This window comes from Pseudomonadota bacterium, assembly GCA_030859565.1.
Taxonomy (GTDB): Bacteria; Pseudomonadota; Gammaproteobacteria; order JACCXJ01; family JACCXJ01; genus USCg-Taylor.
Map to the genome: position 1 here is coordinate 1 of JALZJW010000003.1, position 18785 is coordinate 18785.

Sequence of the window (18785 nt, forward strand, 5' to 3'; positions counted from 1 at the left end):
ACGAAGGTGGGATCGAGACCGGCCCTCGCCAAGAGACTCGCGATGAGGCTCGTGGTGGTCGTTTTTCCGTGGGTGCCCGCGACCGCGATCCCGTAACGAAAGCGCATGAGTTCAGCCAGCATCTCCGCGCGCGGCACGACCGGTATTCTCCTTTCCCGCGCCGCGAGGACCTCGACGTTATCGGCGCCGACGGCGCTCGATACGACCAGGACGTCCGCCTCCGCCATACTTTCCGCACGGTGCCCCAATACGATACGGATACCCAGCCGTTTCAGGCGTTCCGTGCTGGCGTTATCGTGGAGGTCGGAACCGGAAACGCGGTAGCCGAGGTTGTGGAGAACCTCGGCGATCCCGCTCATGCCGGCCCCGCCGATCCCGACAAAGTGAATCGTCTTTACCCGGCGCATACTCGAGGTTTCGTTTTCAACCACGCGCCACCTCCACACACAGGTCAACGACCCGTGCGGTGGCATTTAACGCGGCGATCTCGTGCACCCGGGCCGCCATGATTCGCAAGCGTTCAGGGTCTTCTCCCAGTGTCCTCAACACTTCCGCCAAGCACCCTTCGTTGAATTGCGGCTGCGGTATGAGTATCGCAGCGCCGCGGTCGGCCAAGAATCGCGCATTCGCGGTTTGGTGATCGTCCACGGCCGAGGGATAAGGAACCAAAATCGCCGGGACGGACGCGGCGGCAAGCTCGAACAGCGTGGAAGCGCCGGCACGGCAAATCGCGATGTCCGCCCAAGCGTAGGCCGCAGCCATGTCGTCAATGAATACATCGACTTTGGCCCGCACCCCAAAGGCCGTGTAGCGCTGCCCGGTGGCGCCCTGATCGGAAGCCCCGACCTGATGCCATATCCGGACCGCCGGGGATCCCAGGCGCGCGACGGCCTCGGGTACGACGCGGTTGAGAACCAAGGCGCCCTGACTCCCGCCGAGGATCAAAATCCGCAATTCCGTCTGAGCGTGCTCTACGCGGCTGACGCTCAATACCTCGCGGCGCACCGGATTACCCGTGTGAACCGCGGTTCTGACGCGCGCGAAGGTGCCGGGGAAAGACTCCAGGACACGCGTAGCCAAGGGCGACAATAAACGGTTCGTGAGTCCCGCCACCGCGTTCTGCTCGTGGATGATCAGCGGGATCCGCAAAAGCCAGGCGGCGATGCCTCCGGGCCCGCTTGTGAATCCACCCATACCGACGACAGCCGCGGGCCGCCGGCGTACCAAGAGCACGAGACACTGGAGCAGCGCGAACACGATCTGCAGCGGCGCGATGACCTGCTTGATCAGCGCCTTGCCCCGGAACCCGGATACGGCGATGGTAATGAGATCGAAACCCGCCTTAGGCACAATGGTCGCTTCCAGCCCGCCTCGGGTCCCAAGCCAGATCAGGGGCACGCCCAAGTCGCGTAGCCGTTCGGCGACCGCGAGGGCGGGGAAAATATGTCCGCCCGTACCGCCGGCCATCATCAGCACCGGTCTACCCGCCATCACGCCGAACCCTCGCTTCACGCTCCACGCGGAATAAGATCCCGAACGCGGCGCAGGTCACCATCATGCTGTTACCCCCATAGCTCACCAAGGGCAGCGTCAGCCCCTTGGTCGGCAGCACCCCCATGTTCACTCCCATGTTGATAAACGCTTGGAGTCCGATGAGTAAACCGATCCCGTAGGCGAATTGCTCGGCGAAAGGCTGACCCGCGCATTGCGCCTGGCCGCCGATCACGACGGCGCGCCAGACCACCAGGGTGTAGGCGCCGATCACGACCAGCGATCCGATCAGCCCCAATTCCTCCGCCAACACGGCAAATATGAAATCCGTATGTGCCTCGGGAAGATAAAATAACTTCTGAATGCTACCCCCGAGTCCGACGCCCCACCATTCACCGCGCCCAATCGCGATGAGCGCTTGGGTTAACTGGAATCCGCGGTCATACGGGTCGGCCCACGGATCCATGAACGTCATCAAGCGTTCGAGACGATAAGGCGCGAGCATCGCAAGCGCAACTAATGCGGTGACAGCCACCGCTCCCCACCCCAGGAAATGCGTTAGCGGGACTCCGCCGAGAAATAGCATGCCTAAGGCCGTCGCGAATAATACCGCGGTGACGCCGTAATCGGGCTCTAAGAGCAGCAAACCGCCAATGAGCGTCAACACCAAGAACGGCTTCATCGTTCCCGCGAAGGTCGACCGGACCTTGTGTTCGTGGCGAACGAGATAGCTCGCCAGATAGATGATGACGAAAAGCTTCGCCGGTTCGGAGGCCTGAAACGATACCGGCCCCAGACGGATCCAGCGCATGCTGCCGTTAACGACTCGTCCTACGCCTGGCACCAGTACCGCTGTCAACAGCAGCAAGGCCATAAAAAGCGATAACGCGCCTAAGCGCTCCAATGTGGCTAACGGCGTGCGCACGGCCAGGAAGCAGCAGCTAAGGCCGATCATCGCCGCCGCCATCTGCCGCCATAAAAAGTAGAAGGGATCGTGATGATCGCGATCGGCAATGGTCACCGAGGCGGAGGCGACCATGACCAGTCCTAGTGCTAATAACAGCACCAAACACCCGGCCAGCCAGGGATCGTAGTTCGCCCGCGGCCGGGAGCTCCTGGGTAAGGTCCGAGGCAATGCTTGCGGCGCGGCTTGGTTCACTGTGCTACCAGCCCGTTGACGGCGCGCATAAACATGTCCCCGCGCTCGGCATAGTTACGAAACATGTCGAGGCTTGCGCACGCGGGCGACAGCAGGACGGCATCGCCTGGAATCGCGAGTTGCGCCGCCTGGGACACCGCCTCCTGCATATCCTTGGCTTCCAGCAATGGCACCGCCTCGGCAAGTGCGGACTTGATGCGCGGGGCGTCGCGCCCCATGACCACTATCGCCCGCACGTGTCCGGATACCGCATCCGAGAGCGGCCGAAAGTCCGCGCCTTTGCCATCGCCCCCCGCGATCAACACCAAGGGCCGCGTGGCGCCCAACCCGCGAATCGCGGCACAGGTGGCGCCCACGTTGGTGCCCTTGGAGTCGTTATACCAATCGATATCGCGAAGCCGCGCGACCCATTCACACCGGTGCGGTAAACCGCGAAACTCCCGCAACGCGTTGAGCATGCCCTGCCTCGGCAAGCTTATCGCGGTCCCTAGCGCCAAAGCCGCCAGCGCGTTCGCGATATTATGCCGCCCGCGGATCCGCAGCGCGGACGCCGGCAACAATTCATCGCCACCTTGCGCCAGCCAAGGCTCGTCCTGGCGCTCCCGAACCCCGAACCCGTCCCCGCGCGGGATCCCGAGGCTGAAACCGATCACGCGCCGGCCCGCCGCCATCATCGCGGCGACGCGTTCATCATCCTCATTGATGACCATCACACCCGTGCCGCGGTAGATACGTTGTTTGGCACCGGCGTAGTCATCCAACGAGGCATAACGATCCATGTGGTCGGGTGTCAGGTTAAGCACCACGGCGGCCTCGGGGGTGAGCGACTCGCTTGTCTCCAGTTGAAAGCTCGAAAGCTCGAGCACATAGACATCCGGCTCCGTATCGTCGATCAAAGCCAATACCGGCGTGCCGAGGTTGCCTCCGGAGCGCGCCTCCAATCCGCTCCCCTCCGCCATCGCGGCGACCAGGGAGGTTACCGTGCTCTTACCGTTGGTGCCGGTGATCGCGACGATTGGGGCGCGCCTTTGGCGCGCAAACAGCTCGATATCGCCGGCAACCTCGATACCGCGCTTGCGGGCTGTTTGGAGGATCGCCTCGCGAGGCGCCACCCCTGGACTCACGAACAACCGCTGCGCTTGTGTGCACAGGCTCTCATCAAACCCGCCAAGAGCGAGTGGTACGTGCGGAAATTCGCTTTTAAACGCGCTCAACTCGGGCGGGTTTTCCCGGTTGTCAGTGACGGCGAACGGCACACCGCGGTTGGCGAGAAAACGCGCTATGGACAAACCCGTCAGCCCCAGACCCACGATGACGGTGTCGGCGGCCTGCGTTACTTCGTGAGTCACCATTGAGACTCCTATGACTAGCGGATCTTGAGGCTGGAGAGCCCCACCAGCACCAGGATCACGGTGATGATCCAGAAGCGGACGATCACCCTTGGTTCGGGCCACCCTTTAAGCTCGAAGTGATGGTGCAAGGGGGCCATGTTGAAAATTCGTTTCCCGGTAAGCTTAAAAGACGACACCTGCAGGATCACCGAGACGGTCTCCATCACAAACACCCCGCCCATGATCAGCAACACCAGTTCTTGCCTCACCAGCACGGCGACGATACCCAAGGCGGCGCCTAGGGCCAGCGCCCCGATATCACCCATGAACACCTGAGCCGGATAGGTGTTAAACCAGAGAAACCCAAGGCCGGCGCCCGTGATCGCGCCGCAGAAAACGCTAAGCTCGCCCACCCCGGGCACGTAGGGCACGCCCAGGTAAGTGGAAATTTTCACGTTCCCGGCAACGTATGCGAATATCGCCAAGGCACTGGCTACCACCACCGTGGGGAGGATCGCTAAACCATCCAGGCCATCGGTAAGATTCACGGCATTGCTGGTTCCCACGATGACGAAATAACTGAACAGCACGAAAAACCAGCCGAGATCGATCACCACGGCCTTGACGAACGGTACGATTAACTGCGTTTCCGTGGGGGAGCCCGCGGTAAGATAGAGAAATAGCGCGGCACCGAGACCCGCGCACGATTGCCAGAGAAATTTTTCTCGCACCGAGAGACCCTTCGATTGGCGTTTTACCACCTTGCGGTAGTCATCCACCCAGCCGATGGTTCCGAACAACATGGTCACGATGAGAGCAACCCACGTAAACCGATTATCCAAATTCGACCATAATAAAGTGCTGGCCACGATGGAGGTCAAAATGAGTACCCCGCCCATCGTAGGTGTGCCCGATTTCGCCATATGGCTTTGCGGGCCATCGTCACGCACGCTTTGGCCGATCTGGTGGTGCGTCAAACGCCTGATCATGAACGGTCCGACCACCAGCGAGATTACAAGCGCGGTCAGAACACCGAGGATGGTGCGCAAGGTCAGGTATTGGAAAACGCGGAACCCGCTATCGAGTTCCGCCAGAAATTCGCTGAGATAGAGGAGCACGCCTATTCCCCTTCCTGCTGCAGGAAGCCCACCACACGTTCCATGCGCATCGACCGCGACCCTTTCACTAGTACTGTGACCCGTGGATGGAGATCGCCGCCCAAGGATTCAACGAGCGTATCGACAGTCGCGAAATACCGCGCGCCCGGCCCGAATCCGTCCACGCTCGCGCGCGCCAGATCGCCGGTCGCGTATAAGCGCTGTATCCCGAGGTGGCGTGCCAATACGCCCGCCTGGTGATGGTAACCCGCGGCCTCGGGGCCGAGCTCTCCCATATCACCGAGCACCAGCCACGGCTCCCCGGGGCAACTCGCCAAGAATTCGAGGGCCGCTTTGAGCGAGCCCGGATTGGCGTTGTAACTATCGTCGAAAATCCGCGTTCCACGGCGGCCGGCGCGCGGCTGCAATCGACCTTGCACGGCGCGCACCGACTGCAAGCCCGCGGCGATGTCCCCGAGCTCGATTCCAAGAGCCAACGCGCTCGCGGCCGCCGCCAAGGCGTTGCTGATATTATGGCGCCCCAATAGTTGGATATGGACGTCGATAGACCCGGCCGGGGTATGCAGGCGGAGCTTGCTCCCGTCCAGCACGCTGGCGGGATCAACCACGGTGGCCGTGACATCCGGCAAGGCTTCGAAACCGAAGCTCAGTTGTCGGCAGCCACCCGCGAGCGTGCGCCATAGGCCGGCATAGGGATCATCGGCGTTAATGACAGCCGTATCGCCGGGTCCCAGTTGGGTAAAGATTTCTCCCTTCGCGCGCGCCACGCCTTCTAGCGACCCGAACCCTTTCAGATGGGCCGGGCTACACTGGGTAACCACCGCCACCGAGGGCTGCGCGAGCTCGCATAACGCGGCAATCTCACCAGGGTGGTTGGCGCCCATTTCGATCACGGCGTAAGCGTATCGCTCATCGAGTTTGAACAGCGTCAAGGGCACGCCGATATCGTTATTCAGATTGTCCTGCGTCCCGAGCACCTGAGCGCAACGCGAGAGGATCGCCACCAACATCTCTTTCACCGTGGTCTTGCCGTTGCTACCGGTTACGGCAACGAGCGGGAGCCGGAAACACCGGCGCCAATGCGCCGCGATTTGCCCGAGCGCCCGGCGCGTGTCGGGGACCACTAAACTGGGCCGCTCCCCGCCGATCGGATGCTCGAGCACGGCTGCGGCCGCTCCCCGCTCAAAAACCGCGTCCACGAAGTCATGGCCATCGAAGTGAGGCCCGCGCAACGCAACGAATAAGGCCCCGGGAGATAGGTTCCGAGAGTCCGTCGTACAACCGCTGAACTCGATATCCCTCCCGTGGCGCTCCGCGCCCAAAACACCCGTCAAATCGGAGAGGCGCATACGAATCACGGTTTGGGCCCGCGCAGAAGTTGCTTTACCACCTGGCGGTCGCTATACGGACTGCGCACCCCGCCCTGGTCTTGATAGTCTTCATGGCCTTTACCGGCAATCAATACCGTATCGTTTTCAGTGGCATGCTCAATGGTAGACGCGATCGCGCGCGCCCGGTCCGGCTCGCTGCGCGCCCGCGCCGGATCAATCATGCCGCCCAGGATATCCTTAACAATTGCCGCCGGATCCTCGCGCCGCGCGTTGTCGGTCGTCAGGATCACGCGATCGGCCAGGGCTTCGGCGATTCTCCCCATGAGCGGCCGTTTTCCGGCATCCCGTTCCCCGCCACAGCCGAAGATACAAAAAAGCTTTCCGGATCGAAACTGGCGCAAAGCGATCAGCGCTTGCTCCAAACCATCCGGTGTATGGGCGTAGTCGACAATAACGAGCGGCGATCCACCTCCGGCGGGAAAGCGCTCCATCCGCCCGGGAACCGGCCCCACCGATGCGATCCCCTCGGCCGCCTGCTCCAGCGCTACACCGGCCGCCAGCAACGCGCCGAGGGAGGCGAGTAGGTTGTAGGCGTTGAGCCGGCCTAAAAGCGGGCTCTCGATGTCGGCGGTTTGTCCTCCCACCTCGATGCGAAGCGACAAGCCTCGATCGTGCAGCTTGAGAGCGCTACCCACGATACACTCGTTCACCGGCGAACGGGAATCGTTCAAGGTATAGCCGAATACACGAACGTCGGCCGCTAGATCCGCGGAAATCGCCTGGCAATAGGAATCATCGAGATTCAACACCGCCGCCCGCAACCGCGGCCATTGAAAGAGCAACTTCTTCGCCTCGCCGTAAGCAGCCATGTCGCCGTGGTAATCGAGGTGATCGCGACTGAGGTTGGTGAAAACCGCAATGGCAAACTCGACGCCCGCGACCCGCCCTTGATCTAAGCCGTGCGAGGACACTTCCAAGACCACCGAACGCGCTCGCCGAGCGCGCAGATCGGCGAGCTGACGCTGGATCGTCACCGCATCCGGTGTGGTGTGGGTCGCGGGGGTGAGATCGTCCACCCGGCCCCAGCCCAGGGTACCGACGACACCGCACGGGCCGGCATTCCCAGCGCTATCGAGCACGCGGGCGATCGTGTGTGTCACGGAGGATTTTCCGTTCGTGCCCGTCACCCCGATCGCCAAGAGATGCCGGGAGGGATGAGCGTAGAAACGCGCGGCAATCTCCCCGACGCATGTCGGTAGCCGTGGCACTCGGACGATTGGAATCGGCCCGGCGGACAATGTAGGGCGACCGTAGTCGGCATCCAAGGCGATGGCGACTGCCCCCGCGCGTATCGCCTCCCGCATATGATCACCGCCATGCCGATTAATGCCTGGATAGGCTAAAAACAAGTCGCCCCCGCGTGCTAAGCGGCTATCCGTACACAGTCCAAGGATAAGCCGGTCGTGCGGCGGCGCCACCTGGCCAAATCCATCCAAGAGGCAACTGAGCACTTGACCGGGTTGTTGCGCGACGGCGTTCATGGACGGATCACGGGCGGTAAATCCGCCGTATGAACGCGGGTGAGAAACTGATCATTCTGGGGAAGCAAGGAGGCAATGTCATCGGGCGGTATGTCGAGCAAGCGGGTCGCATCACGCATCACCCTGGCAAATACCGGCGCGGCGACTTGTCCGCCGAAATGCTCGCCTCGGGCCGGTTCATCGATCATTATGACCGCGACCAGCCGCGGCTGGCTGGCCGGGATCATTCCCGCGAACAGGGATACATATCGGTCCTCGGCGTAACCTCCCCCAGGGGCCGGTTTGTGCACGGTCCCGGTCTTGCCCGCGACGCGGTAGCCGGTGATGCGCGCCAACCTACCGGTGCCTTGGCGCACGGCCGCCTCCAGCAGGCCGCGCACCGTTTGCGCGCTTGAACGACTCATCACACGCTGTCCGTGCGGCCGCTCCGGCAACCGCAGCAGGCTTACCGGTAGTACCATCCCGTCATTCGCAAAGGCCAAGTAGGCGTTTGCGAGGTGCAATGCGGTGACCGAGAGGCCGTACCCGAATCCTACCGTCGCGTGATCGATCGTGCGCCATGCATCATAATGTTGTAGGCGCCCGGCTGCCTCCCCCGGGAAACCGGAGCCCGTCGCGGCGCCGAATCCCAGCCGCGCGAGCATCCCCCAAAGCTGCGCGGGTTCTAACAATATTGCGATTTTGGTGATGCCCACATTACTTGATTTGCTAATGATGCCGGTCACATCGAGCAGCCCGTAATCGTGCAAATCGCGTACGGTATTTCGCCCAACCCGCAGGTATCCCGGACGCGTATCGATCATGGTCTTGACGCCGATCGCCCCCGACTCTAAAGCGGTAGCAATGGTGAAGGGCTTGATCGTCGAGCCGGGTTCGAAGGTGTCCGTGAGCGCCCGGTTGCGAAAATAACCGGCCCGTAACTGCTTGCGGTTATTCGGGTTGTACGAGGGTTGATTTACCGCGGCGAGCACTTCCCCGGTTTGGGCGTCGAGCACCACCATCGAACCCGCCCGGGCGTGGTGCTCGCGCACGGCGGCCTTGAGCTCGCGGTAGGCCACGTATTGAACGCGCTTATCGATGCTCAGCGCCAGATCATGGCCCGGTTGCGGTGCGCGCACGCTTTCCACGTTTTCAACGACATGCCCGATCAAGTCCTGGATCACGCGTTTCGAACCGGAGACACCCCGCAAGTGTTCGTCGTAGGCGAGCTCGATACCTTCCTGCCCCTTATCATCGATATCGGTAAACCCGACACAGTGTGCCGTCACCTCCCCTGCCGGATAATACCGATGTACTTCTTGGCGGAGCTCCACCCCGTCGATATCAAGCCGCATCACCTCCTCGGCAAGCTCGGGGGGAACGTGCCTTCTAAGTAAAACGAAGCGGCGCTCCAGCCGCGATTGCACGAACGCCGACAACTCTTGACCTGAAATCCCGAGCACCCGCGCGAGTGCGGGCCAGCGGCCGCGCACTTGCGTGAGTTTGGAAGGAATAACGCCCACCGAGCTTACCGGGGTACTGACTGCCAGGGGCTCGTTATGCCGATCAGTGATCGTTCCCCGATGCGCCGGTAATTCAACGGTTCTAAGATAGCGATCCGCCCCGTGTCCCTGAAGCACATCGGTTTCGGTGAGTTGAAGATAGACTGCCCGCCAAACGAGTAGCGCCGCGCCCACCACGAATGCGCTGACGACAAATCGCCGTCGACCGTCGAAAAACAACTGCTTGCGCCGGACCATCAGTCGGTCACGATGATCACGTCCGCGCCGGACGGCATCGTCATGTTCAGCGCGCTGCGCGCGCGCTCTTCGATGCGCCCGTGCGTCCCCAAGGTGGCCTGCTCCAATTGCAACCGCCCCCATTCATCATTCATGGCGTCGTGCCCCTGCTCGAGCGCTTGCAATTCGACAAACAACTTTCGGCTTTGATGCCGGGTCATGGTGATTGCAAGGGAGGTGATAACTACCAAACCCACCAGCAAAGGGCACAAGATCCGTGTCATAGGAGCTTCTCCGCTACCCGCAAGGTCGCGCTTCGCGCCCGCGGATTGCGGGCGATCTCGCCGACTGTGGGTTTCATCGGACCACACACTTGTTTTAAGGTCAGGCCTTCCGCAGCGACACGCGGCGGTAAGCTGCGCGGGGCGGACCGTCCCTGCGATTCGTCACGTATAAATCGCTTTACGATACGGTCTTCCAACGAATGGAAACTTATTACTACGAGACGTCCGCCGCTACGCAATACCTTTACCGCCTGCCGAAGGCCGAGCTTAAGCTCATCGAGCTCGTCATTAATAATAATCCGTAGCGCTTGAAAGCAGCGCGTGGCCGGATGCAGATTTTTTTCCCATACCGGTTTCGCGCGGGCGACGATTTCCGCTAGACGCTTGGTAGTCGTGATTGGTGCAAGGGCTTGTTCTCTCACGATGGCACGCGCGATTCTAGTAGCAAACCGTTCTTCGCCATATGCACGAATAACCTCCGTCAGCTCCCGAGTGGACACCGTCGCGATCCATTGCGCGGCCGTAAAACCGGATTCATTGTCCATGCGCATGTCGAGCGGACCATCGTGGCCGCAGCTAAAACCGCGCCGGGAATCATCTAATTGCGCTGAAGAGACACCGAGATCGAACAGAATTCCATCGACCTGCCCGGCGATCGCCGCAGCGTGTGCGAGTTGTTCCAGTAGTGCGAACGAGCTTCGGGCCACCTCGACTCGAGGATCCTCGCCCGCGAGCTGTTCCGCCGCCGATACGGCCGCCGGATCACGATCGATCACGACCAGGCGTCCTCGCCGCCCCAGGCGCTGCAAAATTGCGCGTGCATGTCCACCTCGCCCGAACGTACAGTCAATATACAAGCCCGCGTCGTGGAGAACGAGAAGCTTCACAACCTCGCTCACCAGTACCGGGGTATGGGAGCCTCCGGTACCCTGCACGTGCCTACAACGCTAAATCGCGCAACGCCTCCGACGCCGTTCCGACACCGCGCCCAATGTCGGATCGCCATTCGTCCCGCTGTCCTACCCAAACGTCGGCATCCCATAGCTCGAAGCGATTGCCTTGACCTAAAAAGGTAATATATTTCACGAGGTTTGCGAACTCCCGCAGCGACTCGGGAATGCGGATCCTGCCCTGTGCATCGAGTACACATGGGCTTGCATAACCCCGCATCATTTGCTTCGTGCGTCTGCTTTGCTTATCGAAATCCGAAAGTTGCTGCAATTTTACGTCGATGGCTTCCCATTCCGTCACGGGATATAACCACAGGCAGGGGTCATACGGGCTAAGGGTAAGTACAAGCGCGTTGCCACACACGGCCGCTATTTGTTCCCGGTAGCCGCTTGGAATCGCCAGACGCCCCTTGGCATCGAGACTCAGCGCATTGATCCCCTGAAACGACATCTTGCCCATGAATAGTAAGGATCCACATTTCCCCACGTTTCCCCACAGACAAACTATAAGAACCCAGCCGCGAGATGTCAAGAAAATATTCACGACCGGCGTCTGAAAGTCGCTTCTTGAACAGGGACTTATATTTTCGCGGCACGACGCCGGAACGGCCAGTTTCACGGCGCCTAAAGATGGTTACGAATGGTGCGATTAGCTTAGATAATTAATGTCGGTGGTTAAGATTATCGTTTGTACTGGCCCGTGGCGCCCTCGATACAAGGGACTGAGAGAAAGCAGGAGTCAACCTGTAAGCCGGGTTCTGTCCGCCGCGGCACAAAACGGCCTCAGCGGGGCAGTCATTTATCTTGGATGCATGTCACCATGCACCTCTAGCGACCTACCCGGGAGCCCACGCGGGCCACGTGTCGCCACCCCTCATGGGGAGGCTCGCTCCCCTATTTGGCCTTGCTCCAGGTGGGGTTTACCCTGCCACCGGCGTTAGCCGGCGCGGTGCGCTCTTACCGCACCTTTTCACCCTTGCCGTCCCGACCGGCCGGACCGTTACCGGCTTGCCCGCCGGGGGTTGGCGGTCTTTTCTCTGTGGCACTTTCCGTGAGTTCGCACTCCCCAGGCGTTACCTGGCACCCTGCCCTTGGAGCCCGGACTTTCCTCTGCATCGCATCGACACAGCGACTACCCGGTTGACTCCTTGCGATCTTAGTTTGTTGAGATCTCGCCCGAGTTGCAAGATCCCGCGCTTTCTTCCGGCTTCCCGTGCTCGGCAACGCTGTGAGATGCGATCTCTAGCATAAGCCGGTAGATCTGATTCTTATTCGCGCCGGAAATCTCGGTCGCGGCCGCTACCGCTTGCCTCGCCGGCAGGTATTTCAATAGGGTCGCGACCGAATGCCGTAACCGCTCATGGTCATGGGCATCCCCCGCCGCACCCGCGACTACGATCACGATCTCGCCCTGGACACGCTCCTTCTCTTGCAACCATTCGGACAGGCCGCACAAGGTTCCGGCAAAAGTTTCCTCGTAAATTTTCGTCAACTCCCGCGCCAGCGTCACGCGACGATCCGCTCCGAAAAGCTCATTCATATCGGCAACACAATCCCGCACGCGGTGTGGAACTTCGTAAACCACGAGGGTCCTCTGTTCATGGCGTAGTACCGACAAGCGATCCCGGCGCGCGGGCCGCCGTGGGGGCAGGAATCCCTCAAAGACAAACCGATCCGTGGGTAGGCCGGCCACTGCAAGACTCGCGACGATCGCGCAAGGCCCCGGAATCGAGCATAGTTTGTAACCGGCGGCGCGTACCGCTTGCACCAAATGATAGCCCGGATCGCTTATCAAGGGCGTGCCGGCATCGCAAATCAGAGCAACGCTCTGTCTGGCTGCCAAACGCCGCACCACGCCAGGGCACACACGTCTTTCATTATGTTGATGAAATGCTAACAGCGGTGTCGCGATCCCAAAATGGTTTAATAGACGCGCGCTCACACGGGTATCTTCCGCGAACACCACATCAACGCCGCCGAGCACTTGCCGCGCGCGCGGACTGAGATCCTGAAGATTTCCGATAGGCGTCGCTACGACGTAAAGAACACCCTGCTCGATTGACACGGCCGCAAGCCCTTCCGATACTGTTCTGACAATGCCCCCATTATTAAACAACACCCTGCGCCGGTTTGCTTTCTTGCTGTTAGTGGCGGCAGGATGTGCGCACGTTGCATCGCGCGGGCCGCAGGTCAAGCCTTACTCCGACCAACAGGCTATGCGTCTGTTGCAGTCCGGAAAGCTAGAGGCGGCGGCCGCCGAGTTTCAACGTTTGCAGGCGATTTCCTCGGCACCCGAATCCTACCTGTTCGGGCTGCGCGCGGCGAATACGTTTTTGAAAGCGAGACGCGTGGGAGAGGCCCGACAGGTCTTGGACGGGATCAAGGTTCCGGCGCGCGAGCACTACTTGAAAGTATGGCACACCCTGTTATCGGCGCAAACGTCTTTGCTGAGCCGCAACGCCAAGGAAGCGCTGGACGCATTAAAGCGTATCGAAGGCGATCGGGTTCCCGATGCGTTACGCCCGCGCTACCATCGGGTTCTTGCCGACACCTATCAAGCCAAGGGTGAATTTTTGTCGGCGGCGCAGGAGCAGGTTGCGTTGGATCCCTATCTCGCCGACGAAAAACTGAAGCGCGCCAATCGCTTGGCTATTTGGGACACACTCCATCAGGTCACGCGTTCCGATCTCACCCAAGAACGATCCTTCGGCTCGCCATTGCTACGCGGCTGGATTGATCTGGCGCTTATCGCGAGATCGGGCAATGACCCCTCGTTCGAAGCACTGCTCGCCACTTGGGAGAAGCAATACCCTCATCACCCGGCGCGCCAAGAAGCCTTGCCGCGAGTCCGGGAGCAGCGGGCCGTTCTGAACCTTGATCCCGAGCACATCGCGCTGCTTCTGCCTCTGTTCGGCCAGTATGCCGAAGCCGCGGCCGCAATCAAAGACGGTTTTATCGCCGCCTGGTACAGCGATGGCGCAAACAGCGCGCGGCGTACCCTATCGATCCATGACACCAATGCGGCCAACGCCCCCGCCGTCTATCGTCGTGCGCTAGAGGAGGGTGCCGAGTTTGTCGTCGGTCCCTTGGACAAACCAGCGCTGAAGGTATTAGTTGCCTCCAACGTGATTGCGGTCCCGACGCTGGCGTTGAATCGGATCGAGGGCTTGGATCACCGCACTGATATTCAGTATTTGTATCAGTTTGGCCTGCCGCCGGAGGACGAGGCCGGGCAGATCGCCGAGCGCGCTTGGTTGGACGGGCGCGTGAGCGCACTGGTCTTAACACCCGCCACTCCCTGGGGCGAACGGCTGTTGCGGGCGTTCAAGCAACGCTGGCAAGATCTGGGAGGCGAGATCGTGGTCCAGCAAACTTATCAACGTGATGCCAGGAATATCGAGACTGCGGTTGCGGAGCTGATGCGCGCTAGCATTCGCCCTCCAGCGCCGCCGATACCGCTAAGCGAGGCCTACGCCGCAGGCTCTTCAGCGGACTTCATTTTCATGGCCGCTTCACCCCGTGAGGCCCGATTAATACTTCCGTGGATCCGCTCGCGCGGCCGTGATCGCCTGCCGATCTACGCGACATCCCACGTCTACTCACCCGCGCCTACCCCGGAAGCCGATAGCGCCCTCGATGGGGTGATATTCGGTGACATGCCGTGGGTGCTCGATCCTTACCGCAGCGAACTTAGCGCGAGCACGAGGCATCATTGGCCTAAGAGATTTGAGACCCATGCGCGGTTGTATGCCTTTGGCATCGATGCCTACCACCTGATGACTCGCATCGGAGCGCTTCAAAGCGATCCCTCGGCACACCTGGAGGGTGTCACCGGTATCCTGCGTATGGATGAACACAAACGCATTCGTCGGCAGCTAGCGTGGGCTCAATTCCGGAGCGGCGTGCCTGCGTTGCTGCGCGAATAAACGCCGCTGGCATGAAAACTGGCGCGCGCGGGGCGTGGGCCGAAAGCATCGCTCTCCGCTATTTGGGCGCGCGCGGGTTGCGACTGCTCACACGGAATTATCGCTGCCTGGCCGGTGAAATCGACATAGTAATGAAAGATAATGACACGCTGGTATTTATAGAAGTACGCTACCGCGCCAGCACCGGCTATGGTTCTCCGCTCGAGACGATCAATCACACGAAACAGACGCGCATACTTAAGACGGCTAGCCATTATCTTCAGACGCACAGGATGAGCACGGGCCATGCGCCATGCCGGTTCGATGTTGTCGTCGTCACCGGCGCCAAGCCGTGTACGGAGTGGATTAAGGCCGCGTTTCAAGCCTAGCACAGGGGCCATCAGGGTAGGCGTCCGTTGCCGGATGAAGGCGCTGAGTAAGAACATGGACTACACCGAACGAGTCATCGAAATATTCCGCGAGAGTATCGATCTCAAGCAAAAATGCGCGGGGTCGCTGGCTCCTCTGGTCGCACGTACGGCCCGTATGGTCGCTGGCGCTTTGCTGGAAGGAAATAAATTATTGGCCTGCGGAAACGGCGGATCGGCCGCCGATGCGCAGCACTTCGCGGCGGAGATGCTCAACCGATTCGAGGCGGAACGGCCTGGATTACCTGCAGTCGCCCTCACGACAGATCCCTCCACTATAACCTCGATTGCCAACGATTATCAATTTGCGGAGGTGTTTTCCAAACAGATCCGCGCATTGGGTCAATCGGGAGATATCTTGCTCGCGATTTCGACCAGCGGTGAATCGCCGAATATTGTGAATGCGATCGACGCGGCGCATGATCGCGACATGCGAGTCGCCCTGCTGAGCGGCCGCGACGGCGGTAAGGCCGCGCAGCGTCTCAAAGAGGGGGACACCGAGATCCGCGTACCCGGTTGGTCTACGGCCAGGATCCAAGAAGTCCACATAATGCTCATACATTGCGTGTGCGATCTGGTGGATAGGCAATTACTCGGACAGGAGAACGGGCATGATGGGTAGAAGCGCTATAAAAGAAACGTGCTGCGGCTTTGCACTGCTATGCATGCTCTCGGGTTGCGCACCCGTAATCGTAGGCGGCGTGGCGGGAGGCGCCGCCGTGGCCCATGACAGCCGCACGATGGGCACCGTCGTCGAGGATGAAGCTATCGAATTGAAAATCTCTAACGCCGTGTATCAGAATGCCGATCTCAATTCCAAATCGCACATTAACGCAACGAGCTACAACAACATCGTGCTTCTCACGGGCGAAGCGGCGACGGAAGTCCTTCGGCAACGCATTCATGATCTCGCCGCCGGTACCGAGAAGGTCCGGCAGGTTCACGACTACATTCGTGTCGGACGCACCAGTTCGCTTGCCGCGCGTAGCAACGACACCTGGCTAACGACAAAGGTCAAAACACAGCATCTCAGAATCAAGGGCTTCGATCCCACGCGCGTCAAAGTGGTGACCGAAAGCGGCGTGGTTTATCTCATGGGTCTTTTAAACCCTAAGGAGGGCACCGCGGTCGCCGAGTTGACCCGCCGCATCGGAGGCGTGCGGAAAGTCGTCAAGCTATTCGAATATCGTCAAGCTATTCGAATATAGAGCCCTAGCAGGGAACGCCTCCGCGGCGCCGGGCAGGCATGCTTCGACTTGTTATTTAATCAGCTTGAGGACGGGTTTCCGCGGCGCGGGACGGTTCGCCGTATCCGGTTCGGGCGCAAACACCATGCCCTTGCCGTTTTCCTTGGAATAGATGGCTTCGACTGCGGTGAGCGGAACGAGGATCCCGTAAGCCGTTCCCCCAAACCGTCCGCTGAATTCAATCGAGGTATTGTCGATTTTCAAACCGTGTACGGCGGCAGGCGTTATATTTAATATGATTCTGCCATTTTTCACATACTGCGGAGGAACTACCACCCCGGGGCGGGTCGTATCCACGATCAGATGCGGGGTAAGCTGGTTATCAACGATCCAGGCGTAAAATGCGCGCAGCAAATACGGACGCGTAGAACTTAGCTTCTTCATTTCTAATGGCCCTACGACGTCATCGGAAACGTCGTCGGATTTCGTAGCGCAAACAACTGCATTGCCGTTTCGCGGCACCCACACAACAAGCGATATGATACCTTGAAACCGCCGTCTTGTATTCTGCGAGGAGCCGGTACGGAAACCGGGTCTTCAGGAAATCGTGTGGGTGATTTTGGGACACTTTTTGAGTGCGGGCAGCATGCAAGTCAGGATCTAAAACCGCAGATACTCCTCGTTCCGCAGTCCGTAGGCGCGCGGGTGGGTGACGCGGATCTTGTTGTTCAGGCGGTACCGGCGGTTTTCCGGGGAGGTCAAGGACCAGGGGCGGGTAGATTTTTTCGAAAGGAGTAGCCCTAGTGTCTCGTAAATAACTGGTCGCGTTTGCCCCGTCATTCCGGGCGAAGGTGCGAAGCGCCGGAGACCCGGAATCCACAAAAGACGCTGGATTCCCGCTTGCGCGGGAATGACGAAGGGGGTATCGACAGATTGGTGACTGTATAGGTATTTCAGAGACACTGCACTAGCCAGGCATTGATCCTGATGAGCGACTGGTGCGTATCCGTGTAGAGACGGCACCGTTGAAAACAAGAAGGCATCTCAACCTTCTTATCGAGGCGGACAGGATGATCTGAAACACGACTTCAAAAAAATCGTGCTAAAGGACACTTCGTCTATTGGACCAGGGGCCGGCGAATGGCGGCCCCTTAATTTCCTCGCTTTCCTCCGCGGGCAGTCGCGTCAGGGCGTTATGGTGAAGGCATTCGCCTTAGTCGCCCTGCCTGTGTAAGAAAACGTCGAGCCTACGTTCAAATCCAACACGGGATCTTTGAGCCGCTTCTTCCCCGTTACCTTAACGGTCGCCTGAATGGTCCAGGGGTCGAGAAATTGGACGTTGGACACGGTGGGACGCGGACCTCAACGCGTACCGGTCTGGATGCTCACCTCCATACCTTGCGCGAATCACGGGACCAGCTAGTCACAGAAGCGACCGAGTTCCGCTTGCGCAGCCCAGATTGGATAGTTGGATTTAGACACAGCCACCTCCCAACCGCCGCCGTCAGCAGCCAGCGGGGTCCTCCGCTACAGTCGACCGGGTAATGTCGAGGTAAAGCAAGCTGCAGGCGACATTATTAGTGTCGTCAGTTTCGACTACCCTCTTTTTGGGGTCGACTTCGATCACTAGCTTGTAATAACCGTCGGGAAGATCTGTAAGGCTGATCGACTGGCCACTTAGCTGATTCCTATAGGTATCTCCCCAACCTACCGACATGCCTTGAACATCAACGCCACAGAAGGCATAGACCGGATTCGAATTACCCAGGTTAGGGTCAACGTGATCGGTGTCCACGACACAGAAGGTTGTCTTGGCACTGGTACGTTGCGACAGGCCAGGCGCGTCGACGGGCTGTAGTGTGTAAAGGGCATAATCTTCAAAATGAAAATGCTGATGCCCAGGATGCCACACGAAGGTGCCGGCAAGAAGGTCATAGAAACTCCCATCAGTACGCTCGATGCGCTGATATACTTTTTGCCCCCCAGAGCGGCCTTTCTTCTTACCACCGATAAGTATGAGCGGTCCCTCCCCGCTGTTCCAGGTGGTCGTGCGGAAGATCAGCTTGCTACCCCCCCCGAAATCCGGGACGACGTCGAGATCAGCAGCTGGCAAGGCCTCCAAATCGGGCTCCATTGCAAGAACCTGGGCGAAACCGATCTGGGCGAACAACAGCAGGCCTGCGATCAGCCCACATCGAAACATGATAGGAATACGAAACATGTGCTTATCCATCGTCGGATCTCCTTTATAGAAACAACTCCAGTAGGAGGCGCCGGTCGTCTGTGCGGACGACCGACGTACAAAGAACAAGCCGAGGATTAGGCTATTACTGGCAGGAAAG

18 protein-coding genes and 1 other RNA gene are annotated in these 18785 nt (G+C 59.8%); 4 read left to right on the forward strand and 15 right to left on the reverse strand.

Annotated features, from left to right (window positions below):
* From M3436_00915 to rsmI, 13 genes are all read right to left on the reverse strand, one after another.
* Positions 1-431 (reverse strand): Mur ligase domain-containing protein (locus M3436_00915; protein MDQ3562742.1); only part of this gene is annotated, 431 nt, incomplete at its 3' end.
* Entirely contained in the window at positions 424-1491 is a 1068-nt protein-coding gene (gene murG, locus M3436_00920; protein ID MDQ3562743.1) for an undecaprenyldiphospho-muramoylpentapeptide beta-N-acetylglucosaminyltransferase, read from the reverse strand. The genes M3436_00915 and murG, both read right to left, overlap by 8 nt.
* On the reverse strand, positions 1481-2650 hold the full coding sequence (ftsW, locus tag M3436_00925; protein ID MDQ3562744.1) for a putative lipid II flippase FtsW: 1170 nt from the start codon (positions 2648-2650) through the stop codon (positions 1481-1483). Before ftsW ends, murG begins: the two co-directional genes overlap by 11 nt.
* Complete coding sequence (murD, locus tag M3436_00930; protein MDQ3562745.1) at positions 2647-4002, reverse strand: UDP-N-acetylmuramoyl-L-alanine--D-glutamate ligase; 1356 nt, start codon at positions 4000-4002, stop codon at positions 2647-2649. The genes ftsW and murD overlap by 4 nt, the downstream gene beginning before the upstream one ends.
* A 14-nt stretch (positions 4003-4016) precedes the next feature.
* A complete protein-coding gene (gene mraY, locus M3436_00935; protein ID MDQ3562746.1) occupies positions 4017-5099 on the reverse strand; it encodes a phospho-N-acetylmuramoyl-pentapeptide-transferase in 1083 nt (360 codons plus the stop codon).
* A 2-nt stretch (positions 5100-5101) separates the two neighbouring features.
* A complete protein-coding gene (locus M3436_00940) occupies positions 5102-6448 on the reverse strand; it encodes a UDP-N-acetylmuramoyl-tripeptide--D-alanyl-D-alanine ligase (protein MDQ3562747.1) in 1347 nt (448 codons plus the stop codon).
* 5 nt (positions 6449-6453) lie between these two features.
* A complete protein-coding gene (locus M3436_00945; GenBank protein MDQ3562748.1) occupies positions 6454-7971 on the reverse strand; it encodes a UDP-N-acetylmuramoyl-L-alanyl-D-glutamate--2,6-diaminopimelate ligase in 1518 nt (505 codons plus the stop codon).
* Positions 7968-9710: a penicillin-binding protein 2 gene (locus M3436_00950; protein MDQ3562749.1), complete on the reverse strand. Its 1743-nt coding sequence runs from the start codon at positions 9708-9710 to the stop codon at positions 7968-7970. Before M3436_00950 ends, M3436_00945 begins: the two co-directional genes overlap by 4 nt.
* Positions 9710-9973 carry a cell division protein FtsL gene (gene ftsL / locus M3436_00955; protein MDQ3562750.1) on the reverse strand — a complete coding sequence of 88 codons (264 nt, stop codon included), beginning with the start codon at positions 9971-9973 and terminating at the stop codon, positions 9710-9712. Before ftsL ends, M3436_00950 begins: the two co-directional genes overlap by 1 nt.
* On the reverse strand, positions 9970-10872 hold the full coding sequence (rsmH, locus tag M3436_00960; protein MDQ3562751.1) for a 16S rRNA (cytosine(1402)-N(4))-methyltransferase RsmH: 903 nt from the start codon (positions 10870-10872) through the stop codon (positions 9970-9972). The genes ftsL and rsmH overlap by 4 nt, the downstream gene beginning before the upstream one ends.
* Before the next feature lie 40 nt (positions 10873-10912).
* Entirely contained in the window at positions 10913-11383 is a 471-nt protein-coding gene (gene mraZ, locus M3436_00965) for a division/cell wall cluster transcriptional repressor MraZ (GenBank protein ID MDQ3562752.1), read from the reverse strand.
* 271 nt (positions 11384-11654) lie between these two features.
* Positions 11655-12071: RNase P RNA component class A (gene rnpB / locus M3436_00970), an RNA gene on the reverse strand.
* Positions 12072-12079: 8 nt separating this feature from the next.
* Complete coding sequence (rsmI, locus tag M3436_00975; GenBank protein ID MDQ3562753.1) at positions 12080-12988, reverse strand: 16S rRNA (cytidine(1402)-2'-O)-methyltransferase; 909 nt, start codon at positions 12986-12988, stop codon at positions 12080-12082.
* Between the two features lie 31 nt (positions 12989-13019).
* Between rsmI and M3436_00980 the strand changes: the two genes are divergently transcribed.
* Genes M3436_00980 through M3436_00995 form a run of 4 tightly spaced genes read left to right on the forward strand, consistent with a single transcriptional unit; the run spans position 13020 to position 16464 of the window.
* Positions 13020-14849, forward strand: a complete 1830-nt coding sequence (locus M3436_00980) for a penicillin-binding protein activator (protein MDQ3562754.1) — start codon at positions 13020-13022, stop codon at positions 14847-14849.
* An 11-nt stretch (positions 14850-14860) separates the two neighbouring features.
* On the forward strand, positions 14861-15217 hold the full coding sequence (locus tag M3436_00985) for a YraN family protein (protein MDQ3562755.1): 357 nt from the start codon (positions 14861-14863) through the stop codon (positions 15215-15217).
* A 55-nt stretch (positions 15218-15272) separates the two neighbouring features.
* Positions 15273-15878: a phosphoheptose isomerase gene (locus M3436_00990; protein MDQ3562756.1), complete on the forward strand. Its 606-nt coding sequence runs from the start codon at positions 15273-15275 to the stop codon at positions 15876-15878.
* Positions 15868-16464, forward strand: a complete 597-nt coding sequence (locus tag M3436_00995; protein ID MDQ3562757.1) for a BON domain-containing protein — start codon at positions 15868-15870, stop codon at positions 16462-16464. Before M3436_00990 ends, M3436_00995 begins: the two co-directional genes overlap by 11 nt.
* A 51-nt stretch (positions 16465-16515) precedes the next feature.
* On the opposite strand, the gene M3436_01000 is transcribed toward M3436_00995, so the two are convergent.
* Positions 16516-16965: a ClpXP protease specificity-enhancing factor gene (locus M3436_01000; protein MDQ3562758.1), complete on the reverse strand. Its 450-nt coding sequence runs from the start codon at positions 16963-16965 to the stop codon at positions 16516-16518.
* A 982-nt stretch (positions 16966-17947) separates the two neighbouring features.
* On the reverse strand, positions 17948-18676 hold the full coding sequence (locus M3436_01005) for a lysyl oxidase family protein (protein MDQ3562759.1): 729 nt from the start codon (positions 18674-18676) through the stop codon (positions 17948-17950).
* Positions 18677-18785: the final 109 nt, after the last annotated feature.